This window comes from Cupriavidus gilardii (assembly GCF_017598945.1).
Classification (GTDB): domain Bacteria; phylum Pseudomonadota; class Gammaproteobacteria; order Burkholderiales; family Burkholderiaceae; genus Cupriavidus; species Cupriavidus gilardii_E.
The window spans coordinates 35,741-48,911 of sequence record NZ_JAGFTW010000051.1 but is presented as its reverse complement, the minus strand read 5'-3'; the positions used below and the strand labels follow the sequence as shown (position 1 = coordinate 48,911).

Genomic DNA, 13,171 nt, shown 5'->3' with positions numbered 1-13,171 from the left:
TTGACCACCGAAGTGGCCGAAAGGTCATGCGGATCGGCCCGCTGGCGACGCGGAAAAACGGCGATCGAGGGCGCGACCTCGGACATGCAGCACACATGCAGCAGACATGGTGTAGACAAGCGGTAGACATGGAAAACCCATGCGAAAGCCCTACGAAAGACGCCGGATGACAAGGCCGATGCGTCACGGGTAATCCCTACATTGTTGCGCTTGGTTGCAATTCCTAACATGAAGTCAATTACAAACCACTTGCACGCCGCCCCCTGAATCGGCAGCCGCCGCGGGCCGGCCACCGCATCGCAATTCCAGACGTCGCATCAACGGTTCGAGGCTGGCGCACTCGCGGCGCTGCCTCCGGTGTCGTCAACAGCAGCAAGGGGGAAGACAGCATGGCAGCGAAAAACAAGCGCGGTGCGGTATCGCGACGGGGATTTCTGGGCGGGGCGGGGGCTGCGGTCGGTGCAACGGCGCTGGGATTTCCGGCGATCGTCAAGGCCCAGGGTCCGATCACGATGCGCTGGCAAAGCACCTGGCCCAGCAAGGACATCTTTCACGAGTTCGCCGGCGATTTCGTCGCCAAGGTCAACGACATGTCGGGCGGCGAGCTGAAGATCGAACTGCTGCCGGCCGGCGCGGTGGTCAAGGCCTTCGATCTGATCGACGCGGTCAGCAAGGGCACGCTCGACGGCGGCCATGGCGTGATCGCCTACTGGTATGGCAAGAACTCGGCGCTGGCGTTGTGGGGATCGGGCCCGGCCTGGGGGATGGATCCGAACATGCTGCTGGCCTGGCACAAGTACGGCGGCGGCAAGGAGCTGCAGCAGGAGATCTATCGCAGCCTGAACCTGGACGTGGTGTCCTTCCTGTACGGACCGATGCCGACGCAGCCGCTGGGCTGGTTCAAGAAGCCGATCACCAAGCCGGAGGACTTCAAGGGCCTGAAGTTCCGCACGGTCGGCCTGTCGATCGACATCTTCACGGGGCTCGGTGCGGCGGTCAACGCGCTGCCCGGGGCCGAGATCGTGCCGGCGCTGGACCGCGGCCTGCTCGATGCTGCCGAGTTCAACAACGCCAGTTCGGACCGGGCGCTGGGCTTTCAGGACGTGTCCAAGGTCTGCATGCTGCGCAGCTTCCACCAGTGCTCCGAGCAGTTCGAGATCCTGTTCAACAAGAAGCGCTACGACGCGCTGCCGCCCAAGCTGCGCGCGCTGATCGCCAACGCCGTGGACGCGGCCTCGGCCGACATGTCGATGAAGGCGATCGACCGCTACTCGAAGGACTATCAGGCGCTGCAGCAGCAGGGCGTGAAGTTCTACGCGACGCCCAATTCGGTGCTGCAGGCGCAGCTGAAGATCTGGGACGAGGTGGTCGCGCGCAAGGAAAAGGAAAACCCGATGTTCAAGAAGGTCAACGACTCGATGAAGGCGTTCGCGATGCGCAGCACCCGCTGGCAGAACGACACCAATGTCGATTACCGGATGGCCGCCACGCACTACTTCAGCAAGCGCAGCTGACCGGCGGGGCACGATCGTGCAAACCCTGCTGCTTGCGATCGACAGGATCAGCACCCTGATCGGTCAGGCCGCCTCGTGGCTGATCGTCGCGTTGACGTTGATGATCAGCTACGAGGTGTTCTCGCGCTATGTCCTGTCGACACCGCATGCGTGGGTGTTCGACGCCAGCAACATGCTGTACGGCGCGCTGTTCATGCTGGCCGGCGCCTATACGCTGGCCAAGCGCGGGCACGTGCGCGGCGACATCCTCTACGGCTTCCTGCCGCCGCGCGCCCAGGCCAGCATCGACCTGGTGTTGTATCTGGCCTTCTTCTTTCCCGGCGTGATCGCACTGGCCTGGGCCGGCATCGACTTCTTCGAGGTGTCGCTGGCGCAGAACGAGCATTCGTCGATCGCCGCCGACGGTCCGCCGATCTATCCGTTCAAGGCGGTGATTCCGGTCGCCGGCGCCCTGCTGCTGCTGCAGGGCGTGGCCGAGACGGTCCGCTGCGTGATCTGCCTGAAGCGCGGCCATTGGCCGATGCGCGAGGGCGATGTCGAGGAAGTCGACGTGGACAAGCTCAAGCAGATGGTCAGCGCCGACGCCGCGGCCGGTACGGTGGCGACGCCGGCGGTGGCCGAGGGTGGCGCAGCGCGCGAAACACGCGATGAGCGTGACGCCGAACTGGGCGTCCGCGATCCGCACGATCGCCTCGATGCACCCGGCGAGCGCAACGAACGCGCCCCTCGCGAAGACAAGCCAGCGCGCGAAACCGACGGAGCGCCGCGATGAGAAAGGAACTGTGGTTCGGCGCCACGCTGATGGTGCTGATCGTCGCGGCGGTCTTCATCCTGATGCCGTCGCCTTCGCAATGGACCAACGGCCATCTCGGCCTGCTGATGCTGGCGCTGATCGTCGCCGCGATCATGCTCGGCTTTCCCACCGCCTTCACGCTGATGGGCATGGGCGTGCTGTTCGCCTGGCTCGCCTATCGCCATGCCGATCCGAACATCGCCGTGCAGCAGACGCTGGACCTGATGGTGCAGCGGACCTACGCGGTGATGACCAACGACGTGCTGATCTCGGTGCCGCTGTTCGTCTTCATGGGCTACCTGGTCGAGCGCGCCAATCTGATCGAGCGGCTGTTCCGCAGCCTGCATCTGGCGCTGGCGTGGCTGCCGGGCTCGCTGGCCGTCGCCACGGTGATCACCTGCGCGGTGTTCGCGACGGCGACCGGCATCGTCGGCGCGGTGGTCACGCTGATGGGGCTGCTGGCGCTGCCGGCGATGCTGCGCGCCGGTTATAGCGCGTCGCTGTCCGCGGGCGCGGTCACCGCGGGCGGCTGCCTTGGTATCCTGATTCCGCCGTCGGTGCTGCTGATCGTCTATGGCGCGACCGCCGGCGTGTCGGTGGTGCAGCTGTATGCGGGCGCCTTCTTTCCCGGCCTGATGCTGACCGGCCTCTACCTGCTCTACGTGATCATCCTGGCCAAGCTGCGGCCGCGGATGGCACCGCCGTTGCCGCTGGCCGAGCGCGAGGTCCCGCTGCCGCCGCTGCAGCAGCGGCTGCGCGACACCATCGGCACGCGGGCCCTGCCGGCGCTGCTGACCGCGCTCAAGGGCAAGCGCAACGCCGCCATCCCTACCGGCCAGCTGATGCGCCAGTTCGGCATTGCGGTCCTGCCGGCGCTGGTGGTGGCGCTGCTGATGGGATCGATCTATGCCGGCGTCACCGCGGCGCCGCCGGCGGCGGTCGATTCGACACTGATGGAACTGGGCGCGCAGAGCAGCGACGATGCGGCGAGTCTCGATACGCTGGCGCCGCCGCCGAGCGAGGAGAGCGCGCCGGCGGCGGCCGCGACACCGGCACCGCCGGCCGCCGAACCGCCGCGGTCGGACACAGCCCCCGGTGCCGCCCCGACACCCGGCGCGGCGGCGCCGAGCCCGCCCGGCGCCGACACGACCAATCCCCCGGCGACCGCGCCACAGGCGCCAAACTGGTTCTGGATTTCGCTGGCCTTGGTCTGCGTGGCGACGGCCTACTTTTACTGGCGCTTCGACTTCGCGCGGATGGAGATTTTCAAGCAGCTGCTGTCCTCGTTCTTCCCGCTCGCCGTGCTGATCCTGGCGGTGCTGGGCTCGATCGTGTTTGGCCTCGCCACGCCGACCGAGGCGGCGGCCGTCGGCGCGCTCGGCGGCACGCTGCTGGCGGCGGCCTACGGGCAACTCAACTACGGCGTGGTCAAGGAGTCGGTGTTCCTGACGGCCAAGACCAGCGCGATGGTCTGCTGGCTGTTCGTCGGCTCGTCGATCTTCTCGGCCGCGTTCGCGCTGCTGGGCGGCCAGGCGCTGGTCGAGCAATGGGTGATGTCGCTGGACCTGACGCCGCTGCAGTTCATGATCCTGGCCCAGGTGATCATCTTCCTGCTGGGCTGGCCGCTCGAATGGACCGAGATCATCATCATCTTCATGCCGATCTTCGTGCCGCTGCTGGACAACTTCGGCATCGATCCGCTGTTCTTCGGCCTGCTGGTGGCGCTGAACCTGCAGACCGCCTTCCTGTCGCCGCCCGTGGCGATGGCCGCCTTCTATCTGAAGGGCGTGGCGCCGCCGCATGTCACGCTGAACCAGATCTTCGGCGGCATGCTGCCGTTCATGGCGATCCAGGTGGTGGCGCTGGTGCTGCTGTATATGTTCCCGGACATCGGGCTGTGGCTGCCGAGGGTGTTGTATCAGTAGGTCCCCCACAAGGCACCAGCAAGACACCGGCAAGCCACCAGCAAGTCACGACAGGGGTATCATGGCCGGGTCGTCCGATCCGCCGTCTGCAGGGGCACTCCGGTGCCCCTGCGGCTTTCCGGCGATGGTTCCCTGATCCGTCGCCGGTTCGTCGCCGGTTCGTCGCCGTTCCGTGTTCCCTTCCCCCGTTTACGTTCGACCCGATCTCCAAGGAATCGCCATGTCCGAATTCAAGATGGAATACCGCCGCCTGGGCCGCAGCAATCTGCAGGTGTCCGCGCTGTGCCTGGGCACCATGATGTTCGCCGATCAGACCGACGAGGCCGAGGCCGGCCGCATCGTCGCCAGCGCGCGCGACCATGGCGTCAATTTCATCGACACCGCGGACGTCTACAGCAAGGGGGGCTCGGAGCGGATGGTGGGCCGGCTGATCGAAGCCGATCGGCAGGAATGGATCCTCGCCACCAAGCTGGGCAATGCGATGGCATCGACGCCGAACCGCGGCCACTATTCGCGAGTCTGGGTGCTGCGCGAGGTCGAGGACAGCCTGCGCCGGCTGGCGACCGACTATATCGACATCCTCTACCTGCACCGCGACTACGCCGACGAAAACCTCGAGGAGGCGGTGCGCGCGATGGGCGATCTGGTGCGCGACGGCAAGATCCGCTACTGGGCGGTATCGAACTTCCGTGGCTGGCGCATTGCCGAGATTGCGCGGCTGTGCGACCAGCTGGGCGTGCCGCGGCCGGTCGCCTGCCAGCCCTACTACAACCTGCTGAACCGGATGCCCGAGGTCGAGATCCTGCCGGCCTGCGAATACTACGGACTGGGCGTGGTGCCCTACAGCCCGGTCGCGCGCGGCGTGCTGACCGGCAAGTACCTGCCGGGCCAGCCGCCCGAGGCCGGCACCCGCGCGGGACGCGCCGACCGCCGCATGATGCAGACCGAGTTCCGCGAGGAGTCGCTCGTCATCGCCCAGCAGTTGAAGGCTCACGCCGAAGGCCGCGGCCTGACCGCCGGCCAGTTCGCCACCGCGTGGGTACTGGCCAATCCGCTGATCGGCTCGGTGATCGCCGGCCCGCGCACGCTGGCGCAGTTCGAGGATTATTTCGGCGCGATCGGTGCGACGCTGTCGCCCCAGGAAGAAGCGATGGTCGATGCGCTGGTGGCACCGGGACACCCGTCCACGCCGGGCTACACCGATCCGAGCTATCCGTTCACGGGCCGGCCGGTGAAGGTCGCCGCGGCAGGCTGATGGGTGCCGGGACGCGGACTGGCCGCGTCCCTTTTTTCTTCAGGCCAGGCTGACGTTCGTCACGCGTCACCACCCTCGCCCCATGTCCTGAATCGAGCGCGACAGCCCCAGGGACTCGACGCCCGCCAACGCCGCTATGCCGACGTCTTCGCGGGCGCCGGTCGGCTCTTCGTAGCCAAACTCGGTCAGACAACGGGATATATGCACGACGTCGTTCTGCACGCGGGGTTCCACTCCCAGTGCACGGACCTGAGCGACAAAACGAGCGGCCCGTTCAGTCCGGCTCGCAGGCTTGCAGGCGTTCACTTCCACGGCCGGAGGGGCAGCGGGGCAGCGCGATGGGCCGTCAACGCGCACGGGCGTGGCGACGTATCGGTCGAGCCGCTCGGTGTTTGGGACTCGGGACACTTCCGGACCGCGAGGCCGGGCGGGGTTGGCCTGTCGGTTCGGGGGATTCCGTCGATGGCGCGGCCGCAGCGCTTCGCCGTCATCGTGCGATCCGGTCGGTACGGGCCGCAGGCCATGGCGAGGGGTCGCACACACGCTTGCACTGAGGCGGCCGTTATCCGCGGTGGTCTGCCTGACCTGCCGGACAACATCCGCCTGGGCTGCCAGCCAATCTCCCAGGTATTCCGCGGGGCTCTGCCAGGCTCGGTAGATCTCGACAACGGCCCGCCCCTGCCCACGCTCGGCCGTGGACGGCGCGTTGATATCGGCGTGGACGAACGCGATCGATACCTCGTCGTTCTGCTGATCGGCAAGCGGCAGGCGCCCGGCAGGCGGTGTGGCGGACAGGTACAGCGGCTGCGGCGTGCCGATAAGCCACGATTTCATTGCGGTCAACATGCTGGGTCCTTGTCGAGTGAAAGGCAGGCGCCATCTTTGCCGGCATCTCGGACGCGGACTACTGAAAACGTGCGGGGAATGTACGTGCAGCGATGTGTTGCCGCATCGGCATGCAAGTGTGAAACGAGGCGTGGGCGGTGTCGCCCCAACCAGCCCTGCCGCCCCGACAAAGCCCTACAGCCCCTTCTCCACCATCGCCAGCACGCGCTGGCCCAGCGCGATCCGCTGCGCTTCGTCGGCATGACGCAGCGGGCCGTCGATGATCAGCAGGGCCAGCCCATGCACCGCCGACCAGGCCAGATACTCGGTCCCGGGGCGTCGCTCGGCGGGCAGCACGCCGGCCGCGACCAGGCCATCGAGCGCGGCGCCGAGCAGCTGGAAGGGATTCAGGCCACTGGGGCCGGCCTTGGCGGGATCACCGTCGTCTTCCACCGCGGTCGGCGTGGCGAAGGCGGTGCGGAACAAACCCGTCTGTGTCTGCGCGAACTTCAGATAGCCGGCGCCGATCGCGCGCAGGTTGGCGCGGGCCTTCGCGACCGGATCGTGGTCGTCGACCTGCGCGGCCGCGGCGGCCAGCTCGGTCTCCATCGCGACCGCCAGCGCGGCCAGCGCCGCCGCGCGTACCGCTTCGAACAACGCCTGGCGGTTGGCGAAATGCCGGTAGGCGGCATTGGGAACCACCCCGGCGCGGCGCGTGGCTTCGCGCAGCACCACCGCGTCCGGGCCGCCGTCGCTTGCCAGCGCGATGCCGGCGTCGATCAGCGCGCGACGCAGATCGCCGTGGCGATAGGTCGTGCGCGGCGGCGGCGGCTCGGCGAATTTCAGCGCGGTAACCATCAGGCTGCATGGCCGCCATGGGGCGCGGCCATGCCCGTGCTGGATGCCACGTCGGCCGCGGCCTCTGCGCCCTCCGGTGTCACCGACACCGGCGCGGTGCGCGTGCGCAGCAGCATGCCGCCCAGCACGGCAGCGATGAGCGCGAACACCGCGCCGACCAGGAACGCGATGTGATACCCGGCATTCAGTGCTTCGGCGGGTGCGCCGCCGGCTGCGGCCACGCCCGCGGTCCGGCCCGCCGCCAGACTGGCGAGCACCGCCAGCCCGAGCGCGCCGCCCATCATGAACGAGGTATTGACGACGCCCGACGCCAGGCCGGAATCGCTCGGCTTGACGTCGCTCATCGCGGCCAGCAGCACCGGATTGAACGCGATGCCCGCGCCCAGCCCGAGCAGCAGCATGCCGGGCAGCACGTCGACGGCGAAGCTGCCGCCGACCGGCGCGCGCGCGAACAGCAGCAGGCCCAGCGCCGCCAGCAGCAGCCCGACGGCCAGCGGCGCGCGCACGCCGTAACGCATCACCAGCCGGGCCGACAGGCCGAGCGAGAACGCGGCCATGATCAGATTGGCCGGCAGGAACGCCAGGCCGACCTGCATCGGGCTGTAGCCCAGCACCAGCTGCAGGTACAGCGCCGAGATGAAGAACCAGGCGAACATCGCCGCGGCCCACAGCACGCCGACCACATTGGAGACCGCGACATTGCGCAGCCGGAACAGGCCGAGCGGCATCAGCGGATGCGCGACGCGCGACTCGATCAGCAGGAACACCAGCAGCAGCGCCACCGCGATGCCGAGCATCGACACGGTCTGCGTGGCCAGCCAGCCGACCTCGTTGCCATTGACCACGGCGTAGACCGCCAGCATCAGCGAGACCGTGATCGTCACCGCGCCGCCGACATCGAGCCGCTGTCCATTGGCCGAACCCGGCAGGTTCGGAATCAGCGCCAGGCACAGCGCGTAGACCGCGACGCCGATCGGCAGATTGACCAGGAAGATCCAGTGCCAGCTCAAGGCGCTCGTCAGCAGGCCGCCGAGCAGCACGCCGATGCTGCCGCCGCCGGCGCAGACGAAGCCATAGACGCCCATGGCCTTCGCCCGGTCGGACGGCGTCGAGAACAGATCCATGATCAGCGACAGCGCGACCGCGGACACCACCGCCCCGCCGATGCCTTGCACCGCGCGCGCGGCGACCAGCAGGCCCTGCGATTGCGCGACGCCGCAGGCCAGCGAAGCGAGCGTAAATAGCGTGATGCCGAGCAGGAACAGCCGGCGGTGGCCGAACAGATCGCCGAGCCGCCCGCCGAGCAACAGGAAGCCGCCGAAGGTCAGCATATAGGCGTTGACGACCCAGACCAGCGCGGTCTCGGTGAAACCCAGCTCGTTGCGGATCGACGGCAGGGCGACGTTCACGATGGTCGTGTCGAGCACGATCATCAGCTCGCCGAGGCATAGGACCATCAGCGCCAGCCAGCGCTTGCGGTCATCGAGGGTGTGCTGCATGGCGTGTCCTTTTGCGGTTCTTGGTTTTTGTTTGTGTTTTCTGCTTGGGGAGCGTTGACGCGCTGGCGTTTTGCGCAGTTGTGTACAGCGTTCACAACCATAGCACACAAATGGACAATGTCCACTTCTGTCTCGTCATGTTGGCTTTTATGCGCATCCCGGTAGCAGTTGTTGCTCCCCTCTCCCGCTTGCGGGAGAGGGGCCGGGGGAGAGGGCAGCCAGCGCAGGCCTTATCGCCAGCGCGCCGCCCGTTCCCTCTCCCCAACCCTCTCCCACAAGTGGGAGAGGGGGCCGATCTCAAGCGATTTCGGCACTCCTGCCTGCCCCGCCTGCCCCGCTCGCCCTGCGCGCCCGGCCACTGTCCCGTCCCTCCGCGCGCAGCACCGTCATCTCGGCCAGATAGTCGAGCAGCCGCTTGACCGCCGCCGAACGCGGCCGCTTGTCGCGCACGATCAGTTGGGCGTCGGCGGCTTCCAGCACCGCGTTGCGCACCGGCAGCGCGACCAGCTGGTCGCCCAGCTCGCGCGCCACCGCCAGTGCCGGCAGGAAGGTCACGCCCAGGCCCGTGCTCGCGTAGTGCTTCAGCGCCGCGATCGAGTTGGTGGTCAGCGCCGCCGTGAAGCGGACCTTCTCGGTCAGCTCGACCAGCTGGATCAGCTGGCGCAGGCCGAAGCCCGGCGTCATCAGGCCGACCGGATACGGCAGGATGTCGGCGACGGTCAGCGCCTTGCCGCGCCGCGCGAGCGGATGGTCCGGGCGCGCGATCACGCAGACCGGCTGGCGCCGCGCGGTCAGCACGCGCAGCGTCGGCTCCGGCGGCGGCGCATAGGCCAGGCCCACGTGGGCGCGATCTTCCGCCACGGCCCGCACCACCTCGTTGACGTTCATCAGCTCGAGCGTGACGTTGATCTTCGGATAGCGCTGGCAGAACTCGTTGAGCACCGCGTGGATCAGCTCGTCGATGAAGCCCTCGCCGGCGACGATCTGGATCTGCCCGCGCTGCAGTCCGTTCAACTCCTGCAGCCGCGCGAGCAAGGTTTCCTCGCCGGCGAGCCGTTCGCGGTAGTGGTCGAGCACCAGCTGGGCCGCCTCGGTCGGCATCACGCCGCGGCCGCGGCGCTCGAGCAGCGTCGCGCCGAGTTCGCCCTCGAGCTGCTGGATCTGCCGGCTGATCACCGACGGTTCGACGTCGAGCTTGTCGGCGGCGGCGCGGATCGAGCCGGCGGCAACGGCGGCATAGAAATAGCGCAGCCGGCGTTCGCTGAGTCCGGCCGGCAGGACGCCGTCGCGGTTCGGATCGGGGGACAGGGGCACGGCGTTTCCTCGCAGGGGGCTGGCTGCCGGGCCGCCGTGGCGCGCCCCAGCGTTGACCAGAAAGCAACGGAATCGTACAGCGATGGCTATTGTTCCTCAACGGCCGCGTTGGCAACAATGCGCGAAGGCCGGCGCTTCCCATACCCACGGCGCCGGCCGCAACGGGACAACGACAGCACAACGACAGCAGCCCGATCAGAACAAGCGCCCGTCCTGCCAACCCCGCACCGTGCCTGTGGCACCCGGAGACATCGATGCAACAGACCACCACCTCGTGGAATCCATCGGACACGATGGCCGCAACGCCCGACGCGCTCGCGCCGATCTATCGCAAGATCAGCCTGCGCGTGCTGCCCTTCCTGCTGCTCTGCTATGTGTTCGCCTATCTGGACCGCGTCAACATCGGCTTTGCCAAGCTGCAGATGCAGCAGGACGTCGGCATCAGCGACGCGGTCTACGGCCTGGGCGCCGGCATCTTCTTCCTCGGCTACGTGATGTTCGAGGTGCCGAGCAATCTGCTGCTGGCGCGCATCGGCGCGCGCAAGACCATCAGCCGGATCATGGTGCTGTGGGGCGCCACCTCGGCGTGCATGCTGTTCGTGCGCGACGCGCACAGCTTCTATGCGCTGCGCTTTCTGCTGGGCGTGTTCGAGGCGGGCTTCGCGCCCGGCATGATCTTCTATCTGACCTACTGGTACGGCGGCGCCCGCATGGCGCGCGTGATGGCGATCGTGATGCTGGCCGGCCCGATCGGCGGCATGGCGGGCGGTCCGGTGTCGACCTGGATCATGACCGCGCTGGCCGGCGCGCACGGCCTGGCCGGCTGGCAATGGATGTTCCTGATCGAGGGCCTGCCATGCGTGCTGCTCGGCGTGGTGGCCTACTTCTTCCTCGACGACACGCCGGCGCAGGCGCGCTGGCTCAGCGACCACGAGCGCCGGCTGCTGGCGCATGACATCGGCGCCGCGCGTGCCGGCGGCGGCCATCACAGCTTTGCCACGGTGCTGCGCGATCCGCGCATCTATGCGCTGGCGTTCGGCTACTTCTGCCTGATCAGCGGCATCTATGCGGTCAGCTTCTGGCTGCCGACGATCCTGAAGGGTGCCGGCGTGACCAGCACGATGGCGATCGGCATGTATTCGGCGCTGCCCTACGTGGCTGCGGCGATCCTGATGTTCCTGGCGGCGCGCAGTTCCGACCGCCGTCAGGAACGGCGCTGGCACAGCGCGACGCTGGCCTTCGTCGGCGCCGCCACGCTGGCGGTCGCGGCCTTCACCGCGGACAACCTGACGCTGTCGCTGATCAGCATCACCGTCGCCACGGCCGCGATGTGGGCCGCCTACACGGTGTTCTGGGCGATCCCTTCCGAATACCTGCAGGGCACGGCGGCGGCAGGCGGCATCGCGCTGATCAACAGCCTGGGCCTGCTGGGCGGCTTTGTCAGCCCGACGCTGATCGGCGCGGTCAAGGACCTGACCGGTTCGCTCGAAGGCGGGCTGCTGGCGATGGTGGCGCTGCTGGCCGCGGGCGGTCTGGCGATTCTGCTGAACCGGCTGCCGAAGGACCGCGCACCGGTTGCGGTGCGCTGACGCTCCGTTTCCACGTATTCACACGTTTTTGATTTGACCGACTACCGACCCATGCGCATCCTGCTCGCCGGTTTCCAGCACGAAACCAATACCTTCGCGCCGTCGAAGGCCCACTACGACAACTTCGTCCGCGGCGAAGGCTTTCCCGCGATGGTGCGCGGCGCCGACGTGCTCGCGCTGCGCGACGTCAATATCCCGGCGGGCGGTTTCATCCGGGCGATCGGCGAGCGGATGCGCGATGAGGCGGAATTGCTGCCCGTGATCTGGGCCGGCGCCAGCCCCTCGGCGCATGTCGCCACCGACGCGTTCGAGCGCATCGCCGGCGAGATCGTCGACGCGGCGCGCGCGCAGCGGCCCGATGCGATCTATCTGGACCTGCACGGCGCGATGGTGACCGACGAGCACGACGACGGCGAAGGCGAATTGCTGGCGCGCTTGCGGGCCGTGGTGGGCGCCGGCGTGCCGATCGTCGCCAGCCTCGACCTGCATGCCAACGTGACGCAGCGCATGCTGGACGGCGCCGATGCGCTGGTCGCCTTCCGCACCTATCCGCACGTCGACATGGCGGACACCGGCGCGCGCGCGGCGCAATTGCTGCAGCGTTTGCTCGCCACCGGCAACGGCACCAAGGTCGGCACCGGCCGGCCGCTGCATCGTGCGGCGCGGCGCCTGCCCTTCCTGATCCCGATCAACGGCCAGTGCACCTTCCTCGAGCCGGCCAGCGGCATCTATGCGCTGCTGGGCGAGCTCGAACGCGAACTCGACGGCGTGGCGTCGCTGTCGTTCGCGCCCGGCTTTCCGGCGGCGGACTTCGACGAATGCGGCGGCGTGGTGTGGGGCTATGGCGACGACGCGGCGCGTATCGATCAGGCGGTGGCCGCATTGACCGACGCCGTCGTCGCGCGCGAGGCGGACTGGGCGGTGCCCTTCCTGACGCCCGACGAGGCCGTGCAGGAAGCGATGCGACTGTCGCAACAGGCGAGCCGTCCGGTGGTGATCGCGGACACGCAGGACAACCCCGGCGCCGGCGGCGACTCGAACACGACCGGCATGCTGCGCGCGCTGGTGCGCGCCGGGGCGAGCGATGCCGCGATCGGGCTGATCGTCGATCCCGACGCGGTGCGCGCCGCGCATGCCGCCGGCGTCGGCAGCGACATCACGATCGCGCTCGGCGGCCAGTCGGGCGTGCCGGGCGACGCGCCCTTCGAGGCGACGTTCCGCGTCGCGCAGCTGTCCGATGGCCGCTGCCGCTTCGACGGTCCGATGATGAACGGCATGGACGTCGACGTCGGTCCGGCAGCGCGGCTGACGATCGGCGGCGTGCAGGTGGTGGTCAGCGCGGGCAAGGCCCAGATGCTGGACCGCAATCTGTACCGGATGGCCGGGGTCGAGCCGGAGCGCATGAAGATCCTGGTCAACAAGAGCTCGGTGCATTTCCGCGCCGACTTCCAGCCGATCGCCGAGGCCGTGCTGGTGGCCAAGGCGCCCGGTCCGCTGCTGGCGGACCCGGCCGATCTGCCGTGGAAGAAGTTGCCGGCGGGATTGCGGCTGCGGCCGCTGGGGCCGGCGTTTGAGCCCGCGCAGGGAAATCGGTGAAGC

9 protein-coding genes and 1 pseudogene are annotated in these 13,171 nt (G+C 68.3%); 6 read left to right on the top strand and 4 right to left on the bottom strand.

Translation table 11 applies throughout. The features are described from left to right. Window positions 1–389: 389 nt before the first annotated feature. The 4 genes and pseudogenes from J5T34_RS19130 (at window position 390) to J5T34_RS19115 (ending at window position 5,487) form a co-directional block, all read left to right on the top strand. Window positions 390–1,514 carry a TRAP transporter substrate-binding protein gene (locus J5T34_RS19130; protein WP_208581858.1) on the top strand — a complete coding sequence of 375 codons (1,125 nt, stop codon included), beginning with the start codon at window positions 390–392 and terminating at the stop codon, window positions 1,512–1,514. Between the two features lie 16 nt (window positions 1,515–1,530). Beyond that, a pseudogene (locus J5T34_RS19125) lies at window positions 1,531–2,124 on the top strand (TRAP transporter small permease subunit); the annotation flags it as partial. 158 nt (window positions 2,125–2,282) lie between these two features. After that, the gene (locus tag J5T34_RS19120) at window positions 2,283–4,232 is read left to right on the top strand and encodes a TRAP transporter large permease (RefSeq protein WP_208581856.1); all 1,950 of its coding nucleotides are present in this window, start codon (window positions 2,283–2,285) and stop codon (window positions 4,230–4,232) included. A gap of 220 nt (window positions 4,233–4,452) precedes the next feature. Beyond that, window positions 4,453–5,487, top strand: a complete 1,035-nt coding sequence (locus J5T34_RS19115) for an aldo/keto reductase (protein WP_208581854.1) — start codon at window positions 4,453–4,455, stop codon at window positions 5,485–5,487. A gap of 66 nt (window positions 5,488–5,553) precedes the next feature. On the opposite strand, the gene J5T34_RS19110 is transcribed toward J5T34_RS19115, so the two are convergent. From J5T34_RS19110 to J5T34_RS19095, 4 genes are all read right to left on the bottom strand, one after another. Beyond that, window positions 5,554–6,333, bottom strand: a complete 780-nt coding sequence (locus J5T34_RS19110; protein WP_208581852.1) for a hypothetical protein — start codon at window positions 6,331–6,333, stop codon at window positions 5,554–5,556. A gap of 174 nt (window positions 6,334–6,507) precedes the next feature. Next, window positions 6,508–7,170 carry a TetR/AcrR family transcriptional regulator gene (locus tag J5T34_RS19105; RefSeq protein WP_208581850.1) on the bottom strand — a complete coding sequence of 221 codons (663 nt, stop codon included), beginning with the start codon at window positions 7,168–7,170 and terminating at the stop codon, window positions 6,508–6,510. Further along, entirely contained in the window at window positions 7,170–8,669 is a 1,500-nt protein-coding gene (locus tag J5T34_RS19100; protein WP_208581848.1) for a DHA2 family efflux MFS transporter permease subunit, read from the bottom strand. Before J5T34_RS19100 ends, J5T34_RS19105 begins: the two co-directional genes overlap by 1 nt. A gap of 297 nt (window positions 8,670–8,966) precedes the next feature. Continuing rightward, the gene (locus J5T34_RS19095) at window positions 8,967–9,983 is read right to left on the bottom strand and encodes a LysR family transcriptional regulator (RefSeq protein WP_208581846.1); all 1,017 of its coding nucleotides are present in this window, start codon (window positions 9,981–9,983) and stop codon (window positions 8,967–8,969) included. Between the two features lie 254 nt (window positions 9,984–10,237). On the opposite strand from J5T34_RS19095, the gene J5T34_RS19090 reads away from it, so the two are divergent. Further along, the gene (locus J5T34_RS19090) at window positions 10,238–11,572 is read left to right on the top strand and encodes an MFS transporter (RefSeq protein ID WP_432207685.1); all 1,335 of its coding nucleotides are present in this window, start codon (window positions 10,238–10,240) and stop codon (window positions 11,570–11,572) included. Window positions 11,573–11,623: 51 nt separating this feature from the next. Continuing rightward, window positions 11,624–13,168: a M81 family metallopeptidase gene (locus J5T34_RS19085; RefSeq protein ID WP_208581845.1), complete on the top strand. Its 1,545-nt coding sequence runs from the start codon at window positions 11,624–11,626 to the stop codon at window positions 13,166–13,168. Window positions 13,169–13,171: the final 3 nt, after the last annotated feature.

Excerpts from the sequence above, each read along its gene's own strand:
- J5T34_RS19130 (WP_208581858.1), top strand. The coding sequence starts at position 390 with ATGGCAGCGAAAAACAAGCGCGGTGCGGTATCGCGACGGGGATTTCTG.
- J5T34_RS19120 (WP_208581856.1), top strand. The coding sequence starts at position 2,283 with ATGAGAAAGGAACTGTGGTTCGGCGCCACGCTGATGGTGCTGATCGTC.
- J5T34_RS19115 (WP_208581854.1), top strand. The coding sequence starts at position 4,453 with ATGTCCGAATTCAAGATGGAATACCGCCGCCTGGGCCGCAGCAATCTG.
- J5T34_RS19110 (WP_208581852.1), bottom strand. The coding sequence starts at position 6,333 with ATGTTGACCGCAATGAAATCGTGGCTTATCGGCACGCCGCAGCCGCTG.
- J5T34_RS19105 (WP_208581850.1), bottom strand. The coding sequence starts at position 7,170 with ATGGTTACCGCGCTGAAATTCGCCGAGCCGCCGCCGCCGCGCACGACC.
- J5T34_RS19100 (WP_208581848.1), bottom strand. The coding sequence starts at position 8,669 with ATGCAGCACACCCTCGATGACCGCAAGCGCTGGCTGGCGCTGATGGTC.
- J5T34_RS19090 (WP_432207685.1), top strand. The coding sequence starts at position 10,238 with ATGCAACAGACCACCACCTCGTGGAATCCATCGGACACGATGGCCGCA.
- J5T34_RS19085 (WP_208581845.1), top strand. The coding sequence starts at position 11,624 with ATGCGCATCCTGCTCGCCGGTTTCCAGCACGAAACCAATACCTTCGCG.